The organism is Alteromonas sp. LOR, from assembly GCF_000753865.1.
Taxonomy (GTDB): Bacteria; Pseudomonadota; Gammaproteobacteria; order Enterobacterales; family Alteromonadaceae; genus Alteromonas.
The window spans coordinates 17,903-37,719 of the sequence record NZ_JQFW01000015.1; the positions used below are offsets into that span (position 1 = coordinate 17,903).

Annotated in this window: 16 protein-coding genes and 1 tRNA gene; 6 read left to right on the top strand and 11 right to left on the bottom strand. The window is 43.8% G+C overall.

Features of this window, described 5'->3' with window-relative positions:
- Positions 1 to 62 precede the first annotated feature (62 nt).
- From JV36_RS0105420 to JV36_RS0105445, 6 genes are all read right to left on the bottom strand, one after another.
- Positions 63 to 551: a PAS domain-containing protein gene (locus JV36_RS0105420; protein WP_032096416.1), complete on the bottom strand. Its 489-nt coding sequence runs from the start codon at positions 549 to 551 to the stop codon at positions 63 to 65.
- Complete coding sequence (locus JV36_RS0105425) at positions 551 to 1,546, bottom strand: response regulator (protein WP_032096415.1); 996 nt, start codon at positions 1,544 to 1,546, stop codon at positions 551 to 553. The genes JV36_RS0105420 and JV36_RS0105425 overlap by 1 nt, the downstream gene beginning before the upstream one ends.
- Positions 1,547 to 1,747: 201 nt before the next feature.
- Positions 1,748 to 2,458 carry an LrgB family protein gene (locus JV36_RS0105430; RefSeq protein WP_032096414.1) on the bottom strand — a complete coding sequence of 237 codons (711 nt, stop codon included), beginning with the start codon at positions 2,456 to 2,458 and terminating at the stop codon, positions 1,748 to 1,750.
- A gap of 4 nt (positions 2,459 to 2,462) precedes the next feature.
- On the bottom strand, positions 2,463 to 2,825 hold the full coding sequence (locus JV36_RS0105435; protein WP_032096796.1) for a CidA/LrgA family protein: 363 nt from the start codon (positions 2,823 to 2,825) through the stop codon (positions 2,463 to 2,465).
- Between the two features lie 206 nt (positions 2,826 to 3,031).
- A complete protein-coding gene (locus JV36_RS0105440; RefSeq protein WP_032096413.1) occupies positions 3,032 to 3,361 on the bottom strand; it encodes a hypothetical protein in 330 nt (109 codons plus the stop codon).
- A gap of 222 nt (positions 3,362 to 3,583) precedes the next feature.
- Complete coding sequence (locus JV36_RS0105445; protein WP_032096412.1) at positions 3,584 to 4,393, bottom strand: MbnP family protein; 810 nt, start codon at positions 4,391 to 4,393, stop codon at positions 3,584 to 3,586.
- A gap of 437 nt (positions 4,394 to 4,830) precedes the next feature.
- Between JV36_RS0105445 and JV36_RS0105450 the strand changes: the two genes are divergently transcribed.
- Both JV36_RS0105450 and JV36_RS0105455 read left to right on the top strand, forming a co-directional pair.
- Positions 4,831 to 4,907: transfer RNA gene (locus tag JV36_RS0105450), tRNA-Ile, on the top strand.
- Positions 4,908 to 5,117: 210 nt separating this feature from the next.
- Complete coding sequence (locus tag JV36_RS0105455) at positions 5,118 to 5,672, top strand: hypothetical protein (protein WP_032096411.1); 555 nt, start codon at positions 5,118 to 5,120, stop codon at positions 5,670 to 5,672.
- A gap of 98 nt (positions 5,673 to 5,770) precedes the next feature.
- On the opposite strand, the gene JV36_RS0105460 is transcribed toward JV36_RS0105455, so the two are convergent.
- The 3 genes from JV36_RS0105460 to JV36_RS0105470 form a co-directional block, all read right to left on the bottom strand.
- Entirely contained in the window at positions 5,771 to 6,226 is a 456-nt protein-coding gene (locus JV36_RS0105460) for an MBOAT family protein (RefSeq protein WP_235207779.1), read from the bottom strand.
- A 76-nt stretch (positions 6,227 to 6,302) separates the two neighbouring features.
- The gene (gene pulA, locus JV36_RS0105465) at positions 6,303 to 10,385 is read right to left on the bottom strand and encodes a pullulanase-type alpha-1,6-glucosidase (RefSeq protein ID WP_052010210.1); all 4,083 of its coding nucleotides are present in this window, start codon (positions 10,383 to 10,385) and stop codon (positions 6,303 to 6,305) included.
- A complete protein-coding gene (locus JV36_RS0105470) occupies positions 10,385 to 10,984 on the bottom strand; it encodes a PEP-CTERM sorting domain-containing protein (protein WP_152561556.1) in 600 nt (199 codons plus the stop codon). Before JV36_RS0105470 ends, pulA begins: the two co-directional genes overlap by 1 nt.
- A gap of 479 nt (positions 10,985 to 11,463) precedes the next feature.
- Between JV36_RS0105470 and JV36_RS0105475 the strand changes: the two genes are divergently transcribed.
- Positions 11,464 to 12,105, top strand: a complete 642-nt coding sequence (locus JV36_RS0105475) for an HvfX family Cu-binding RiPP maturation protein (RefSeq protein ID WP_081926541.1) — start codon at positions 11,464 to 11,466, stop codon at positions 12,103 to 12,105.
- Between the two features lie 74 nt (positions 12,106 to 12,179).
- On the opposite strand, the gene JV36_RS0105480 is transcribed toward JV36_RS0105475, so the two are convergent.
- Entirely contained in the window at positions 12,180 to 13,265 is a 1,086-nt protein-coding gene (locus tag JV36_RS0105480) for a mechanosensitive ion channel family protein (protein ID WP_032096408.1), read from the bottom strand.
- A gap of 340 nt (positions 13,266 to 13,605) precedes the next feature.
- Here JV36_RS0105480 and JV36_RS0105485 point away from each other — a divergent pair, with 340 nt between their 5' ends.
- Positions 13,606 to 14,478, top strand: coding sequence for a LysR family transcriptional regulator (locus JV36_RS0105485; RefSeq protein ID WP_235207806.1), 873 nt, complete (start codon positions 13,606 to 13,608; stop codon positions 14,476 to 14,478).
- Here JV36_RS0105485 and JV36_RS0105490 read toward each other — a convergent pair.
- The gene (locus tag JV36_RS0105490; RefSeq protein ID WP_052010209.1) at positions 14,475 to 15,443 is read right to left on the bottom strand and encodes an L-threonylcarbamoyladenylate synthase; all 969 of its coding nucleotides are present in this window, start codon (positions 15,441 to 15,443) and stop codon (positions 14,475 to 14,477) included. The two genes, JV36_RS0105485 and JV36_RS0105490, sit on opposite strands and share 4 nt — an antisense overlap.
- Before the next feature lie 255 nt (positions 15,444 to 15,698).
- Between JV36_RS0105490 and JV36_RS0105495 the strand changes: the two genes are divergently transcribed.
- Both JV36_RS0105495 and JV36_RS0105500 read left to right on the top strand, forming a co-directional pair.
- Entirely contained in the window at positions 15,699 to 17,315 is a 1,617-nt protein-coding gene (locus JV36_RS0105495) for an NADH-quinone oxidoreductase subunit L (RefSeq protein WP_032096406.1), read from the top strand.
- Positions 17,315 to 19,726 (top strand): YbcC family protein, encoded by a 2,412-nt coding sequence (locus tag JV36_RS0105500; RefSeq protein ID WP_032096405.1) that lies wholly within the window; start codon positions 17,315 to 17,317, stop codon positions 19,724 to 19,726. Before JV36_RS0105495 ends, JV36_RS0105500 begins: the two co-directional genes overlap by 1 nt.
- Positions 19,727 to 19,817 lie beyond the last annotated feature (91 nt).

A 19,817-nucleotide genomic window follows, 5' to 3' on the forward strand; every position in this document is an offset into this window, starting at 1 on the left:
AAAACAGTATGTTTTAAATTACTGAGGGGAGTAAGGAATGAGGTGATGCAGTTGCGTTAACGCTAGAGTATTCTTTTCGACTCCTGCGCCTCTGACACCGATACCTGCAACGATTCTAATTGCTTTTTCCCTACTGCCACATCAGTCATGTCATAAATCATCATACTGATGTAATCCACTTTACCCGTTGCCGAAGTCAACGGTGAAAGCGTGATGTTTTGATACATATATGGCTCACTACCTGTAATCGGCCGATAGTTGGGAAACTTAAACAAATAGGGGCGTTGCTCCCATGTCATAAATGCACGGGTTTTCAATTCAAACACTGGCTTGGCTTTTTTCATAAACCAGTCTTTTTTGATGGCAGGAAATAGCTCAAATAACGATTTGTCTCTTACTTCGCTAGGCAGCATTCCGCTGTGGCTTTCCATAAAACCGTTCCACACCTGCACAGAAAAGCTTTTATCTAACACCACAATACCCACATCAACGGTTTGCAGCATATCCATCATCCAATGGAATTCTAATAAATCGTCGAGATTCTGATTCATTAAAAGTCCTCCAGCAAATGGGCGAGTTTTGAATTCATCATTTTCATCGATTCCTCAGTGAACAGCAAAATGAGATCGCATTGAACGTTGTAGCCCTCAAGGCCATAGCTTAATTCAATGGCAAGCGTTCGCTTCCACTTAATTTGGTTCATACTGATGATTTCGGTAATCGCGCGGTGTTGACCAAGTACAATGGGATGCCCTTGGCTGAAATTAACATCCATCTGATTTGCCAGCCCGCTGAGACAGGTGCCAATTAAAATACTGGCAGCGTCCATCAATAGTTCTAATTGAAGCTGGTCGTCTACCTCACCTTCTACATTTAATATTTTGGCCACGTCGTCGAAGCTCGAATCACTTAAAATACACAGCGCTTCGCCGCTGATACCTGGGCCTAAAAAGCCTTGGCAAACCGCGGTGACTTCTTCATGACTTTCTATATCTGACAGCATCATATGAAGTTCAGACACTTCAATGAGATTGACGTTGGGAATGGGTAATTCAACAAATACGTTCATGGTTCTGGCTAGGTGGTCGCCCGCTTGGCCCATGGCTATATTAGTAATCTCTTGGTAGCAATCGCGAATATCGGGGTCAAGAGGAGTAACCTCATGCACCTCTTCCTCTTCAGCATGCAGGATATTATGTTTATCTAATACCTCGGCAAGCGCCTGAGGGTCGACGGGCTTGCGAATAAAATCTAACGCACCAAGCGAGATTACTCGGTCACGGGCTTCAGGCTGAATATCACCAGACACCACAATAACCTTAGTTTTAAGCCCCTGCTTTTGAATCGCTTCTAAGGTGCCGTACCCATCAAGTACGGGCATATTTAGGTCGAGTAGAAGCAAATCGCCTTTACCGGCGGTAAGGGACGCAAGCCCCTCTTGGCCATTTTTAGCAAAGTGCACAGCAACGTCCCAATCTTGGGGAAGGCACTTAGCCACTTGCTTTCGTGCAACTAATGAGTCATCACAAACGAGTACGGAAAACATTAAGCTTTTATACCACCTAATTTAAGAAACCAGTTTTCACCGACGTTATCAATTACTAACTAATGTAACCGTATCGGCAGAATAACAGCAAACTGAAACGCGCTTTTGCATAAGCGTATAATGATATGAAATACATCACTAAGAAATAGCACTTTTGGGGAATATTGCCAACGATAGCACCAAATTAATGCTGTTGGGGCTTTATAACACTATGCTGAACATAAGGGGGAGAATAAAAGCGGTAAATAAGCCGTTAATGCAAAGCCCAAGCGTTGCCATTGCGGTTACCTCCTCGCCCATGTGAATAGCTTTGGCCGTGCCTACTGCATGGGCCACTGTACCTAGAGCGATGCCCTGAGCTTCTGGGCTTGTTACGCGGCACAACAAAAAGACCGAGTTGGAGACCACCGCTCCCACAATACCCGTGGTGATAACAAAAACAGCCGCCAGTGCTGGTATGCCGCCAATTTGAGCTGTGGCTTCCATGGCCAGCGGCGTAGTTATTGATTTAGCTAACATGGTGAGCTGAAGCGCAACGGGCGAACCCAGCGCATACAATGTAAACCACGCTAACAAGGGCGCCAACACACCGCCTACCGCAATACTGGCAAATAGTCGCCAGCCGTAATGCCTTAACTTTTGCCACTGCTTAAAAATAGGCAGCGCTAAAGCAACGGTTACCGGCCCTAATAACCAGTGCAACAGCGATACCGATTGTTGATACTGAGGCACACTCATATTACTGAATAAAAGCGCGAGCCCCACCAGCGATACCGTAATTACCAATGGGTGTGATGCGGGATGGCCGTTAAAAAACAGGTTCACTTTTACGCTAATGACGTAACAACACAGGGTAACGGGTAACCATATAAGGCCACTTACGGTAAAGGTATTGAGGATCGCATCTATCATTGCGCTACATCGACTTCTTTTTCATTAGTTTATTCGCTACCCACGCCGTTAACCCCAAGCTTAATGCTGTGGTGCCCCCAATCGCTACAGCCAGCGCCATCGCATTAGCTTCAATATCGCTCCAATACATACCGACTCCCAATACGGCGGGAACAAAAAGTACAGACATGTGCTTGAGTAAAGGCTGCGCCACTAATGTGGTGTGTGTTTCAATGTTTGGAAAGGCGAAAAGCAAAGAGAGCAATAATACCAACCCTAGTAACGGGCCGGGAATGGGCAGACCGAGGGAAGCTGAAAGAAATACCCCGCCGTAATAGGCGAGTAAAATAGCAAAAGCGCCAATGAACGTATTTTTAAGCTGAAGCATTTTCGCCTTTCGTCTCTTTGATATTGATTAGCAAGTGTATTCTCATACTAGCATGCTGAAAAGCGCGACAAAGGTCTTACTAATAAATGATCACCACGCGTTAGTTAATGATGAATGCTGCAAAGTGAGGCGTCAGAAACAAGTAAGGGCTAGATAAACTAGCCCTTACTTTTAAAATCAATACTTGCTAAAAACTCACTATCGGCCTAGAAGAAGCTGTCTTGGTGAATTTTAATAAACATGCTGGTGCCAACTTTCGAGTAGTCTATTTTGTACTCTTTTCCGTTAAGGGTTTGGATGAACACCAATGTTTTCTCATCGCCAAACACGTCGCTCATCGTCACGTCCACAAGCTCCATATCCATCATTTTGGCATCGCGCTTGTTCTCTGGCACTTTGCCTTCGTACTGCTTAATACCTTTATAGGTAACAATAATCGGCGGATGCTCGTCTCCATTAATGACCAGTAAGTCTAGCTTTCGAATTTTATGAATAATGGTGTTACGGCCACTTGTAATAAAGGCTCTTTCTGTCATTTTTATCTCCGCGACAGCGCACCTGCTGTATAAGGCAATGCAATGTTAAAATTATTATAAGTTTACCACTAATCACATGCGTAGCACATAAGCAGTAAGCTCTTGCTTTGACTAAAGTATAAACATAAAACGAATAAAACAGGCAAATAAATACGACTTTTTGTCGCATTTTGCCTACTTTCGCTGCAACTACTGCCTCTTTTCTATGTTTATCGCGCTAATTTAGTGCCATTTTATCCATGGGCGGTATACCAAGTTGTTGATCAGCTTCTTGCACGGCGCAATTTCAGATGACGCAAACTTGCAGTCGTCTACCTCGTTTATATCTAACTGAGCAAATATATTAGACACTGAAATATCAATGTCTAGGTCGGTATCTAGCTGTGTCATGGGAAGTATAAACTCAACACGGTTAGTGAATGCACACGCCTCAACTTTCACCTCATCAATACCTGTATCCTCACACCCTGCATTACCCAAATGATAAGACCATGTCGATGACGGGTCACCGGCTTTTGATACGTCTAACCGCAAAAACATATGCCCGTCTAACTGGTTAGCAAACATAGACTTATCATTTATCGGCGAGGTCTGTTTATTAATGTCGGCGTGATTTTGCTCTAAAGGCAGCCCCATAGTGAAACGCAAGTTGGTTGACAACTTTAATAGCTCTTCGGAAACGTCTAATACAATCTTATTGTTCGCATCGCTTGGATTGCTGCACATGGTATGAAATTTTAAAAGCGCGGTAGACGGCGTTTGCCATTGTGTTTGCTTAAACTTCACTCGCTGCCATTTCCCGTCAACCCGCACCTCTGGCTTACTCAAATAGAACCCAAAGTAGTCGATATTCCATCTGTCGTTTCCGGCGCGCACAATGACGGGACAGGCATCAGTTTCAACGCCCACTAGTTTAAACGGTATTTCACCAGCTTCTCTGCTGCCAAAGCTCCCCATATCACAACCACTCAATGACAAGGTGGCAGTAAACAATAGAGCTAGTAAAGAAGCAGAACGGGAATGCATGTTCATAACGGAGCGTTTATCCTGTAAAAAAAGAGATGAGACATCTAATAGACAAGCAATAAGGAAGTAAAGTTTAAAAAAAGCGTAGTCAATTAACCCAAGCGATTGTTTGCAGCCATGAGCTAATCGCAAACAGCCTTGAGCCAATCGACAACAGCCCTGAGCCAATCAAAAACAGCCCTAATAGTGCTGCTTTTGGCTGTAGCGAGTCAAGAAACTTAATAGGAGTAGAGAAATCTGCGCCCATCGCCAAAAGCTTTTCACCACATCTTGCGCTAATGTGAACAAAAATAAAGCAAACAATTCATAAAGCTATTGCCAAGGCGTGACAAGCCAAATAAAACTGCTTATACTTGCGGTCGCTTGAATATGTGAAGCTCATGTTGCTTTCAAACATAGCTTTGAATCACATAGTTAACGCAGCGCAATATACAATTCAAAATGGCCCAATAGCTCAGTTGGTTAGAGCATCCGACTCATAATCGGCAGGTCCCCTGTTCAAGTCAGGGTTGGGCCACCATTTTTTCCCAAAATATTCTATAAAGCTCAAACGCACTCAAAATTAAAAAGCTAACCCTAATTCCCTCTCGAATTTTGTCGAGCATATTGGATAAAGGCTGCGCAATGTGTGATTGAATTTATGATTGTTATCACATACTATTCTTAACTTGCACGACAATAATATAGAGAAGTACCTGTATAAAAGCTGTCTAAATAAAAGGATATAAATATGGAACATTTAAAGTTTTTATTAATTGGTTTTTTGATGGTTTTGTTAGCAGCATCGGGATGCGCTTCTAATCCGAAAGGCGCTTCGTTTGAACAAGCACCTGATACCGTATCTCCAGATCAAGCACGAATTACGATTTATCGTGATTCCGACGCCTATGCGGCCTCTTTTTCTTGGCTTGTGGCTCAAAATGTAAGTCAGCAAAGTCCCAAACCGCTCGCGGTCATCTCTAGAAATACTTACTATCGTTTCGATACAGCTCCTACACGAATTGAGCTATTGGCAGATTTACAGAAAAGCCCAATATATACGCCCGTATCTCCGCTTGCTGCGGTAGCCGGTGTAATTTCTGCTGCTGAAGCAAAAAACACTAACGATAAAATTGATTATGTCGCGCTTCATGATTTTGAAGCAAAGCCTGGACAAGAATATTACTTTAAGCTTGAGTTTAAAGACGCAATGCTAGATCCAAGCCCTTATCTTGTGCAAGTGACAGGTAAACAAGCTATGAACGATCTTAAGAAGTCAAAAATGGCATTATTACCGAAGACATAATTCCGCTATTTTTTGCTTCAAATGAAACGATAAATTCTGGACTGCAGACATCATTAAGGTTCTCAGTCCCTAGCACGTAAAACTCAACAAACGTGAAGTTAGCTGTAAGCCTGCACAAACACTCCATCAAGCAACGAGGTCAACAAATAACACGCAACTATTATCGCTACATTGAACAATGCACGAATGGCCCACGGGAAGTTAGCGTATTGAAGATTCAGTTTGCTTGTGACTAAAACTGCTGCCCCCATCACTGCAAACCAAGGTGTAAAAAAGAATATAGCGTGCCACTTAAGCAAGGTAACCGCTAGGTCGTGAAGCGCTCCGCTTACTGCAAAAGTTATCATTATCGTTAGCCACTGCGGTAGCCATTTTGATAGTGGCCGCATTACGTATCGCGATAAATAGTAGCTCCATATCGGATTCCAATACCGCCAAAAATGACTGAAAGATTTGGCCCCTAGAGAACGTGAAAGCATATTTTGCAAAGAGCCAGAAGCACCTAGTCCTAAGCCGGTTCTTTTCTTCACATATTGATTTAGTCTAATCGTCAAAATACGTCTCTTTTGAAAATAAAATGGGGCGATATCTATCGCCCCATTATGTATTTTTAGCAGATTTATAAATAGCCTAATATTGTTCCGGTCCCTGCACTAGGATAATCGGCGAACTGGTATCGCTCGCGTCTATCTCAAAGCGCAACGTTTGCGATTGGCTTACCGTCAATTGTACGTTACCAGCGCCTTGCGTTAACGATATAGATTCTCCTACATTAATTGAGCCACCGTTACTGCCTAAATTCGGGCTAGACCAGTTAGCTTCCGCTACTTTAAATTCGTAGGTACCAGCACTAACAAAAGTACTTATAGCGTAAACCCCTGCCCCTTCGTATGTCATTGGTCGAGACGTTCCCCAATCGCCCATGATGCCGCGTAAATAAATAGCGGTATTGCCATAAGGTGCAGGTATTGCATCAGGGTTTTCATTAGAGATAGTGAGCACTGGATTGGCATCATTTGAAGCATCTAACTCAAAAGTATAGTCGCCGTCTTTAATAATGTTCAGTGTAAGGTTATTACCGCCATTACTGAGTGTAAACGACTGCCCAGCTCCTACCGCGAAACCACCACCAATGTTTGCCACGTCGAAATATTCATCCGCCAGCTTGAATTGGTAAGTGCCTTCAAACAAATTGGCGGTAAGACGATATTTATCATTACCCACATACTCAAGAGGTAAAGACATATCCCAGTTGTTCATACTTCCGCGAAGAAATACTGTTCTATCGCCATAGGGTGGCAAGGCTGACAGTCCGTACCCTTGTTCGCCATTTTGCGGCTTAACAAATATTGCAGTAGTAAGCGCTGGCAAACTGAATGTACTGTTGCTAAACGATGCATTTTGTACTCGTTCATCGGCAGACGTCTGCTGATTGGAATGAAGCTCAAAGCCGAGTGCATCGACTATGCTGAAACTCTGTGTGCTTTGTGTTCCGTTAAATAGCACCACAATTGCATCATTGTTTGCGTCCAGGTCGGCAAGGCCAATACCGTCATCAAGACTCATCACAATTAACCCTTGTACTTGCCCCTGCCCCGTATTGTGAAAACGAATACGCTCTGAAATAGCTTCTGCACTTGTTAGCCTAAACAATTTGCTTGTAGACCGAATATTAAGAAACTCTTTAAACAGTGAGGAAGTCAGCTGAATATCTTCAGAGCCAAACTGCGCGTTAGTATTCGCTGAAACGCTGCTAATCTCTCCCCATTTCGCCTCGTTATCTTGCGCTAACGGTAAGCCGATATTCCAATTATTTGTTGTCTTGGTAAAGTCGACTCTATTGAACCAATCACCTGCATCGTAAGTGTTTCGGTCCATTGATTTAGAGCGAATTAGATCTGAGCCCATGTGGAGAAATGGGATCCCCTGGCTTAGCAAAGGAATAGAAAGAGCAACGTTTTGAATGCGAACGCGATCTTGTACTGCCATATCACTTGGCAAACCATATTGAAGCTGATCCCAAAGTGCCTCATTGTCGTGCTTAGAAATATAGTTAACGGTATCAGCGGGGTCATCACTGTAGCCGGCCGGCTGTCCGTTCCAACTATAGTCGTAGGTAGACAAGTAAGTACCGTCTGCGGCTACAAATTGATAACTACCTACATTGCCCACTAAGCCAATTCTTATCGTATCTTGATCGTGAAGGCTTCCCCCTGTGTTAAATAGAGCTGCATTTCGCACTGCCTCTCGCTGTCTGTCTGAGAAGGTACCTATTTCAGATCCAGCCATATTAAGCTGGGCCGCCTGCTCAAATCTGCGATTGTTAACCACTTCACCAAAATTCCAACCTTCTCCATAAAAATAGGTATCTGAGTCTACTTCGCGTACGGCTTCACGAGCATCTAAAATGGCTTGCTTCGGTATATGCCCCATTAAATCAAAGCGGAATGAATCGAATCCAAACTCTTTAGCAAAACTGACTAACGAATCGTTCATTAGTTTTGCCATCATGACGTGCTCAGTAGCGGTATTTTCACAACATGTTGAGTTCTCTATACTGCCAGTGGTTTCACTTAAGCGCTGGTAGTATCCAGGTACTACTTTATCGAGTAACGATGTATCGTAAAGCCCCGATGATGCCGTGTGGTTATACACCACGTCGAGCACTACACGCAGACCCATTTCATGAAGCGCTTGGTTCATTGCGCGCATTTCTAAAACTCGAGCCTCACCGTCTGGAGCCGTAGCATAGCTTCCCTCTGGCGCAGCAAAATGGTGTGGGTCGTAGCCCCAATTAAAACCGTCAAAGGCACGCATTGAGTCTACTAACGCTTGTGCTTGAACAGTGCTAGGTGAATAACTTTGCAGTACATCTAAAATAATCGCGTTGTCATTTTCCACACCGCAGACAGGCGCTTGGGCATTTAAACTACACAGTTTGCCTACGGTATCGGTAACATCTACGCGGCCTTGTTCATCTTCTCGAATAGTTGCTATATCGTTCGCCGGCAACATGTGAAAATGGGTGAGGCCTGCACGTTGTAACGACTGTAAATGTTGAACTGGAGCAGAATTAAGCTCGGTAAATGCCATATATTTACCGCGATGTTCAGCACTGGTACTCTCATCGAGAATACTAAAGTCGCGAATGTGACTTTCGTAAATAATGATATCTTCAGGATCCTTCGCTGCTGGAACAACGTGAGTATCCCAGCCTGCTGGTTTCAAGTCTGCATCATCAAGATTTACAAATTGAGTAAAGCGGCCATTTGTGGACAGGGAAATTGAATAAGGGTCGGTTGTCTCAACTAATTCAATGTTTTGTGTGAGTGGGTGGTATACCGACAGTTCATAGCGATAAAACTGCCTGTCTAACGTTGCCTTTTCACCCGTGTGACGCCAAATACCTGTGTCTGAATCAAGTATCATAGGATAGGTGTTTTGTAGCGCTTTTGCTTTGTTGTACACCTTTAATGTAACCGACTGGGCAGTTGGTGCCCATACTGAAGCGGTCACTGACTCGTTACTATAGTCTACGCCTAACTTCGCTTCATTTGCGTCATTGTTAGTACGTGTATATAAATAGTCTAGAACTCTTGGAATTTGAACTCGCGTTGAATCAACAATGTTTCCTTCAGCATCGGCAGCAACGGCAATAAGCTGACCTGTCAGCATCTGCTTAGCTTGCGATTCGCTTACATCGATTGAGAAGCCGGTAAACCCACTTAAGTGCGGATTATTGTTGTAATGAACTTGCTCTGGCGCATCTAAATACATAGGAGTGCTAGATGCTGAACTCAATGCATCGGTATTTAACAACGACACACCCGAGCTCTCTATATCAAGGCTCGCGTCAGACGAATGATACAGCGATATATTTACGGCATCGCTGTGCTCAGTAAGCCAAAGCAAGGTATTACTATCCATCCAGTGAGCTCTTGCACCGTCTAGAAACTGAGGACGGTTAGCTACGGGTGTATACCAAAGCTCTGGAAAGCCATTAAACGTGAAAACTTGGTTACCAAATTCAGGTTCAAATTGACTATCAGCGTCGCCTAGCGGTTTTTCATTTCCTTTATGTAAAATAAAGTTATAGCAGTCGGCTCCAGGCTCCACCGACATTATGTAATACGCACCATAATCGGGATGAACTCCGTCAGCAGGATAGGGATCATTCCAATTACTAAAATGAGAACTTTGTGTAGTAGGCTCAGCGTAATTGCCACATGCTTGGCCATTCCAAAGGTGTAAGCCCCATCCGTCGTATTGACCATCGTCGCGGTCATAAAATACAGCAATCTGATTTTCAGCGAGTGTTAGACCCGAGCCCCCGCTGTCTTCAACAACCCCCTGCACTGAAAGGTCTAAGGAAAGGCGGGCTCTACGCAGTTCCAATCTAGCGTTTACAGTAGCGCGTTCTCCAGGTGCCAGTTGCTCAGTATCTAGCGTTAAGTAAGGTACGCCGTCTTCTTCTCCACTGGCATTCATCAACGCATGGCTGCTAGCGTTCACCATGACACGTAAAGGGCCTAGTAATATCGAATCGCCCGTATTTTCAACCGTAACTGTAGTGACGTATTGTCGATTAATACGATCGAGCATAGGGCGCTTAAGGTAACTTGTATCAGCGGCCTCTGTTTGTTGCCAATCTGCAAACGATGGCGCGCCTGTAAGCGCTAGTAAAGGTAGGCACATCATTGATAACTTGTTCATTATAATGCTCCCCTTTTATCTTGATGCTTACGACGAATGCCAATAATGGCTAGTCCCATTGCCATTAATAATGAAGTGTGAGGCGCTGGCACATCTACTTCTTCAGTCAGGGCGACATTATCGATAATGAACGTTGAGGCAAATGACTCAGTGTTGAAGCCAGGCTGCAATACAAATTCAAGAAAAAAGCCATCGTAACTATTATCAATTTGCGTGGTAAATGTGCCGCTGCCGTTTTCAAATACAGAAAATAGTGGTTCGATATCAATCCCATCGTTTAGATATACTGAGAACAAATCAGATTCGATGTCGGTTTGTAAGTCGAGCCCACTGAATATCCAATCAAAACTTAAATCTAACGACACACCATTGGCAACATCTGATAAATCGAGCTGTGTAATCAATGAGTTGTTAAAGTTGACGAGCATCGAATTCTCTAGAGTAATTTGCGCAGAACATTGACCTGCATTGTTTATTATCGAGAAGTCACTGGTATCATCGGGTTCACCCAACAAGTCTGTGTCTAAACTCCACCCATCGAAGCTGCATGTTTGAAAATCGCCGTTGGGAATAAGGCTAGCATTAGCCCGTGTGCACATAACCTGAGCGCATATAAAAAGTAGTGTAACTGCCGTTATAAACCTGAAATTCATCATTTCACCTTTTTGTTAAAGAAGTCCATTTTGTGTTAACAAAATGTTTATTTTCCACACATGCTATTGGAAGGGATACTTGCTTACTAGCGTTTAGCCCCTAAAAGAGCGCTGAATACGTATGCAAAAGAAATAAGGCACATCTACGTAAAATCACCGAACGTGTAGATAAAAATCTAGAAATGAACAGTAATTATAGGAATATTGAGATTAACGGAAGGTGCTGATGTGGCGGAATTCAAAAGCGAAGCCCGTTGTGTAATTTCATATTTTGAAACCCAGCGAGAAAAAACTTTATGCGATAGCACTCTATTTCAACCCAAAAAACATCCAGTTAATGCGGCGAGATTTTTGGTATTTCTCCTTCTTTAAAATGACTTTCTACAAAACATGAAATTTTATTGGCATGAAATTTTTTTGCACGTATGGCGTTCTTATTTAAAAATTCACATTTAAGGTTTATCGCCGTGCTCATTTCAAAATACGACAATACTGTTAAGCGTTTACACCATTTCGATGGGGTAGCATTACTATTAATAAGGCTTTATCTAGCGCCAGTTATGATTCAGGCCGGTTGGAATAAAGCCAGCAGCTTTTCAGGAATAGTAGATTGGTTCGGTAATGAAGATTACGGTTTAGGGCTACCCTTTCCATTTGTGCTTGCGCTACTGGCTACAGCGGCTGAACTGGTTGGCGGCATCTTTCTTTTGTTTGGCTTGCTGACGCGATTAGTTAGCGTTCCTTTGCTAATAACCATGCTGGTGGCCATGGTAACCGTGCATGGAAAAAACGGCTGGCTAGCTATTTCTGATGCCTCTTCGTGGCTGGCTGATGGTACTATTTTGCTTAACGAGCGCATTATGGATGCTCCTGAAAAGCTAGATGCTGCCAAATCACTGCTTCAAACCCACGGCAACTACGACTGGCTAACTTCAAGTGGCAATATTGTGGTGTTAAATAATGGCATTGAATTCGCCGCCACCTATTTTGTTATGTTACTCGTACTACTTATTTACGGCGGCGGAAAATACGTGAGCGCCGATTACTTTTTAACAAGAAATAGGTAGCACTAACAACCTTGTTACCTATGGCTATTGGCTTACTCCTATTGCTGTTTTTATTCCCGGCCTTGTTGCTGCTTTTATTTTTGTTCTTGCTGCTGCTCCTGTTGCTGCTCTTGCTGAAGATTAATTGCAGCAATAGGAAATGGAATAACGATACCTTCTTCGTCAAAGCGCTTTTTAAGCAATTTAATAAACGCACTTTTAATAAAGAAGCGGTTGAAGTATTCACGGGTTCGCAGCATTACCGTAAGGTTAATGCTCGAACTATCGAAGGTATGAAAAAGCACAAACGGCTCGTAGGTATCTACTCCGTATTCATGGGTGTGCAGTGTATGTTTGGCTACCTCTAAACACACTCTTTCAACGTGATCTAGGTCAGAACTGTAATGCACGCCTAATTCCACAGGCACCGATAGCTCCCGCTCGGGATAGTAGTAATTAATCAACTTTGAATTAGACAGCTTACTGTTGGGCACAATAACAATATTGTTTGGTAGCATTCTTACCCAGGTTGAGCGCCAGCCAATCTTTTCAACAAAGCCTTGCTCGCCTGAATCTAGCTCTATGTAGTCACCTATTCGAATAGGCTTATCCATCACTAACTGAATGCCTGAAAAGAAGTTTTCAAGGGTAGGCTGCAGTGCTAACGCCACCGCCAAAGAGGTAATACCTAGTGATGCCACAATGGGCGTTATAGAAATACCCATAGCGCTTAAAATAATGAGAATGGCCAGAACAGCTAATACTGCCCGAAGCGCACCACCGGCAATGGCACTGGTATTTTTAACTAAAGACGACTGGTCTTTGTAGCGACGTAGGGAATAGGTAAGAAAACGCTCTAAGAAAAGGAACAACGTGATGATAATGCTCGACTCAATAAGCACATTAAGTACTGTAAGCGTGCGTTCATCGTCTACTTTAAAAACAGATACCACGCTTTTTACAAGCAGTAAAAATATTACCCATATAGTTAGGCTAAGGGGTGCGTTTAAGGATAAGACGAGTACCCGATACATACCCGACATACTGCTAGTTTCGGAGCGAGCTTTTTCTTTCAAACGCACCAAAACAAGACGTTTTACCAAAAAAAGAATGACAACAGCCAAGAATAAGCCGGCTATCGCTGCCAGCTGTTTGGGCTCTAACGTACTTGCTATGTCCATGTCAGCCTTGTCTCCCGCGTAGTGCTGGCGTGTGCCACTTTAAACTACCTGCTCTTTTCAATAGCGTGGTTGCTTACTGGTCTAGTCATCCCCTAGTGCACTGCAACTTTTGCGCCGTAAGTTTTAGGCTTATGCTATCGAGATGTTTTACCGGCTGTGCCGTGCAAATGAGTCTGTCACCACAGGCACTTTCTACTAATTTTGAAAGGGCAAACGAGGAATAGAACTAACAGGATACTGCACCGTCTCATTTTTTGCGGTAGTATAAACGGCGTTAACCGTTAAATTTAACGCTAAATCAGAGACTTACTAAAGCTACGGAGATAACCTCGTGTCGAGAATGAATTATCATCATTTGTATTATTTTTGGCGCGTCGCGAATACCGGTAATTTAACCCAGGTAGCCAACGAAATTCACCTTTCACAATCGGCTATATCGGCCCAGCTTAAACAGTTTCAACAACACTTAGGTATAGAGCTTCTCACCCGCAAGGGGCGTTCACTTATTCTAACGCCCGAGGGCAAGCAGGTACTTGCCTACGCCGACGACATATTTTCGAAAGGCGAAGAACTAGAGAGTTTGATCAATAAGGGGCTACCCACTCAACATAGGCACGTTTCAATTGGCGTGTTATCGAACTTATCTCGAAACTTTGTAGAAAGTTTTACGCTACCGCTTATAAACGATAAATTTGCTACTTTCTCTTTGCAAACAGATAGCCTAGAAAACCTGCTCGATGGCCTTTCTAGCTTTAAATTCGACATTATACTCACCAATCACAATGTTGAATTAGGTCAGCAAAACGCCATATGGCACAGCGAATTAGTTTCCCGCCAAGCCATTGAAATTATTGGGCCTACTAAGCCTCAGCGAACCCGTAAGTTCCCCAATAGTTATGGGGATGCGACCTGGGTTCTGCCTTCTCAGAATAGTGAAATTCGCTCTGCATTTAGTATTGCTTGCGCCAAATTTCAATACACCCCCAAAATAAAGGCAGAAACCAACGACATGGCGATGCTTAGATTGTTAGCTCGAGATAGCGGCGCCTTTTCAATTATGCCTGAAGTGGTAGTTCGCGATGAAATTGCCAATGGCCTTTTACATATTCAACAAAGCCTGCCCGACGCCTACGAACATTTTTATGCCGTTACCCTATCGAAAAAACGGGTTTCTCCCCACGTTCAACAGTTGATTGAACAAACGAAAAGTTAGCCCAAAGCCACTACTCTGCTTACTCGATTATTCAGTGCAAACCACGAATCGGTATTAGGTAAGGCTTCAATATAAATACAACTCAGCCCCTGTTTATCTAATTCATGCAGTGCATCATAAAAGTCGCGACTGTATTGCTGAGGCGTTGAAGAAAGTTGAATGTAGTTTCTTTTTTCTAAAGGCCATGTGCAGGGTGAAAGAGCTATTAAGCCTTCGCCTTTGGTAAATCTCTTTTGCACTAGCGCGTTTTGGGAAAGCATCTTCACTGGCGTATTCGGCTGATAATGCTGTAAGACGCTGCCAGGTACAGTAAGGCCCTCATTGTTTTTGAAAGTGACTTCGGTCTGTAAGTCGCGTTTCAGGCTGTCGCGGTCGATAGGCCCAGGCCTCAATATGCAGGGCGTCTCTCCCGTTACATCAACAATGGTCGACTCAATACCCACTTCCGCCCTTCCTCCATCTACCACTGCGGCAATTCGTCCATGTAAAGACGTAAGCACGTGGGCAGCGCTAGTTGGGCTTATAAACTTGTATTTGTTGGCAGAGGGAGCAGCAAGCCCAACTCCCGCCGCGTTGATTAACGATAAGAAATCATCACTCGCTGGCATTCTCAGCACCACGGTATCTTGCCCCCCGGTGACGGTATCGCTTACCCATGGCTGCTTTTTTAGTAATAGTGATAACGGCCCCGGCCAATATTTTTCAGCCAATAAATAAGCCCGCGATGGAATATCCCTAGCCCACTTTTTCATATCAGCAATATTGGCAATGTGAACAATAAGCGGGTTTGTGGCTGGCCGCGCTTTGGCTTTAAAAATGGCTTTCACCGCATCTTCGTTCGATGCATCGGCAGCAAGGCCGTATACCGTCTCGGTTTTAATAGCTACGCACTCACCTGCTTTAATAAAAGCGGTTGCCTGTGCTAAGTCGTTGGGAAAGTGAAGAATAGGGGTTGTAGGTTGCATGCTTCGTTATACAAAAATTCTGTTAGCGTAATGATCGCCCTCAATGAATATAAAATAAAATTCAAATTATCAAACAAAATCATTCATTAAACAGAACGAATTAACAACAAAAGTTCACATTCAATATATTTTTCAACATTTTACTTAAAACAAAAAATTAACACAGTTAAAAATACGAACGATTTTTAAATATATATCTATTTTTTAAATTAAACTGACCGTGCTTTACTGCTTAAAACAAAAAAGGAGTAAAACATGTCACCTCAAACCAGCGCATTTTTGCTAATTTCGCTGCCACTGTTCTGGGCCATACTGTCTTGGTTTACCAGTAAAAAAGCCACACTGTTCTCAACTGTCAATATCGAGAAAGTCGCTATTGTGGGAAGCATCACACTGCTCATCGTGTCTTTAGCTACTGGCCTTTCTAGCAGCATGCTTACTGATGAGGGGACAACTGCAGTGGGTGTCATGTTAGTCTCTATTTCCCCTATGAAAGCCATTGTTATGCTAACGGTTGTAGCAATAGGCACCATACTGATGCGATTTTCTCGCAATTATTTAGTGGGTGAAGCCTGCTACCCCCGTTTCTTGCGCTGGATGCAGCTTACCTTGTCCTCTGTGGTTATTACTATCTTAGCCAACCACCTCATTATTTTCTGGGCGGGATGGCTAGCGGTCAGTCTTTCTTTGCACAACTTATTGCTACTTTATCCCGAGCGCCCACGCGCCATTATTGCGGCACATAAAAAGTTTATTTTGGCTCGCACCTCAGAGTGCTTGATGGCGGGTGCCTTTGTATTGCTGTTTTTAGCGTTCGACACCTTGTATATCGATGAAATTTTGTACCTCGTTAATCAACCCAGTTCGATTATCCAAACACAAAGTGGATTAACTAACGCTGAGTTAACGACTTATGCCGCCTGCCTAATAAGTGCAGCTGCGCTGTTAAAATGTGCTCAACTTCCGGCGCATGGCTGGCTTATAAATATTGTCGAAGCGCCTACGCCAGTAAGTGCGCTACTTCATGCTGGCGTTATAAACTTGGGTGGGTATCTGTTATTGGCCTTTGCGCCCCTCGTTGCTGCAAGTAGTCAGGCGCAGTGGATGCTGTTAGTTGTAGCAGGGTTAAGTGTATTTTTCAGTGCATTGATCATGACAACCCGCGTCACAATCAAAGTACGACTTGCTTGGTCAACATCATCACAAATGGGGTTAATGCTTATTGAATGCGCCATGGGGCTTTATTCGCTTGCGCTAATCCACTTGGTTGCTCACTCGTTTTACAAGGCCTATGCGTTTTTAAATACAGGTTCGGCGGTTTATGAAACCTTAGAGCACGATATTAGCGCCCATCGAGCCCCCCTCTATGCCGACTGGCTTAACGCTGCGTTTATTACCTCTCTTGTCATAGCTGCTAGCTTTACACTTTCTAGCTATCAAGGGCCCGCAAGCCCCTGGGTACTGATGGCGCTGGCATTCACCGCGTTTCTTGCCATGCGAACCGCTAATTCAGACCAAACACAAATGTATATCTTAGTGGCTATCACCATTGCTCTTGTAAGCTTTTACGCAACAATAAAAGGCCTTATTCAAAGCTATATTGTGCCCGCTTACCCGGCCCCAATTGGCATGTTTTCGCTAATGGACATATGGGTATCAGCATTGTTAGTTACGCTATTTGCGCTGCACTTTGTCATGCAAACATTTGCTAATCATATTGCAGTGAAGCGTTTTAAACAGCTTTTGTTTGCAGGGTTTTACCTCGATGAATGGTTTACCAAAATCACATTAAAACTACATCCAATAACGCTGCGTGAGAAACAGTCGCGACCTAGTCATGCAGCATCAGTGTCTAAAATTGGGAGTCAATAATGACCGTTATCTCACTTAACGCCTCAAGTCTTGATGAAAAGCGCATTCACAAAGCGGCAGCCCAAGCTTGTGAGGGAGTTGCGCCAAACTTCCCTCTTGATAAATTAATTGCGGTAAACCCCTATTGGAAACTGATAAACAGCTCGCAGCAAGACGTATCGGCAAAAGTACATGCCCTTGCCGGTATATCAACCGTGATGCCAGCGTCTCATTGGTTAGATTTGTATAAAGAGGGAGAGATCTCAGACAATGCAATTTCTCACAGTTTAATTCAGTACGGTATTACGCTAGATAGCGCAACGTTTTTGTCTACGCTTGGCGATACCACCAAGAAGTTAGCGCTTCCACTTATTACAACGCACTTCGACAGCTATCGCTCGGCAAGTGAAATGACATGGCAAGATGAGTGTTTATTTCAAATCAGTCAGTTTTGCGCGGCGTACTATCAACACGAATCTCCTCTTGTTCACGTTGAGGGCAACTCTGCCGCCGACACCTTGTATAAAAGTTGGCTTAATGGGTTAACGCACGACGCCGGCATTAACGTACTGATGAATACCCGCGGGCTTAAGAAAGTATTTGAAACCCTGCCAACAAGTGTTGATGGCCTTCTACTTGAAGCGAGTAAAACACTGGCGCTAGATAACAGCAAAGCGCAAGACTATTTCTACGCGCTCATTATGAGTATTAACGGGTGGTCTTCTTATATTGCTTATCGCACTTGGCTTAAAGACGAAAACGAACTGCAGGGTTTACTCGCTATTCGTCTTGCTTGGGAACTCATTGTGTATCGGTATTATGAAAAACACCATGCTGTAGAGGCTAACCAAGTAAGAACAAGATGGTCTTACGTATTAAATCAACTCCCAGCAAGAATAGCGCAGTTTAAACGAGAAGAGCAAAGCCAGTGGGTAATGATGTATGCCTACGAGTATGAACAGCAACAGCGGTTACAGGCTAAATTGATTGGCTGTACGCCGGTTGAGCAAACCCACGCAGAAGTGCAGGCTATCTTTTGCATTGATGTGCGCTCTGAAGTTATCCGTCGTGTTTTAGAATTGCAAAGTCCTTCCGTGAAAACCATGGGGTTTGCAGGCTTTTTTGGTATGCCAGTAGCCTATGCGCCTGCGAATACAGATGCAAAGCGTCCTCAACTACCAGGGCTTCTTGCTCCGCAGCTTTCAGTATCGGAAAGTGGTACTGAATCTCATCGCACCGAATTTATTCAGCAGCGTTCTACGTGGCACAAATGGAGCAAGTCGCCACTTGGCAGCTTTTCTATGGTGGAGTCTGCGGGGTGGTGGTATGCCTTTAAACTTTTGAAAAACTCTTGGCTTCCATCGAGTAAAGAAAACCCGATGAACACATTAAGTCATGAGCGCAATTGGGAAATTAAAAATGAAAACGGCCCTATTGGCCTAGATGACAAAGTAGCCTTAGCTGCGGGTGCACTAAAAATGATGGGAATGAATAAGTTCTCTCCCACTGTGTTGTTAGTGGGTCACGGCAGCAAATCTAGAAATAACCTGCATGCCGCTGGTCTTGATTGTGGCGCCTGCGGCGGTCAATCTGGCGAGGTTAATGTGCGCGTGCTGGCTCAACTGCTCAATGATGAGGATGTTCGCAAAGCACTTAAAACCATGGGACACAAAATAGCCGGAAATACGCGCTTTATCCCCGCACTGCATAATACGACTACCGACGACGTGGAGTGTTTTGATACGTCTGTACCAGAGAAAGTAAAAAACTGGTTATTAAAAGCCAAGCATCAAGCGCAAAAGGAACGGGCTAAACATTACAGTACCAATTTACAGTTTGAATCGGACAAAAAGCGTGATCAGCGCTTTCAGCAACGCGCAAAAGACTGGTCTCAAGTTCAGCCTGAGTGGGGTCTTGCAGGAAACGCGTCGTTTATTATCGGTCCTCGCCAGCGTACTCGAGGAGTAGACTTAGAAGGCAAAAGCTTTTTACACGACTATACCTGGCAAACCGATTTGGATTCTTCCGTGCTAGAAACCTTGATGACAGCGCCAATGATTGTTACCCACTGGATCAACGCGCAGTACAACGCCTCTGTAACGGATAACGAAAAATTAGGCAGTGGAAACAAGGTGCTTCACAACGCCGTTGGCAACAATATTGGTGTGTTTGAAGGCAATTCCGGTGATTTGCGAATAGGGCTTTCAAAGCAGTCGCTACACAACGGCGAGCGCTGGGTTCACCAACCTCAACGACTGGGTGTTTATATTGTTGCCCCAAATCACAAAATTCTCGACATTGTGAATAAACACACCATGTTGCAAGAGCTTATTGATAACGACTGGATATATTTATTTAGCTGGGAAAAGCAGGCTGTCATAGAAAGACTTTACAAAGGAAAGTGGTACAAGTCTCACGGCCTTTCTATGTAATTCTGCCTACCGGCAAATGTGTTTGTGTGTAAGTGTGTTGACAGGGACGTCTTTTTTGCACATCGCTTCTTTTATTCCGCTTTTCAAGTCA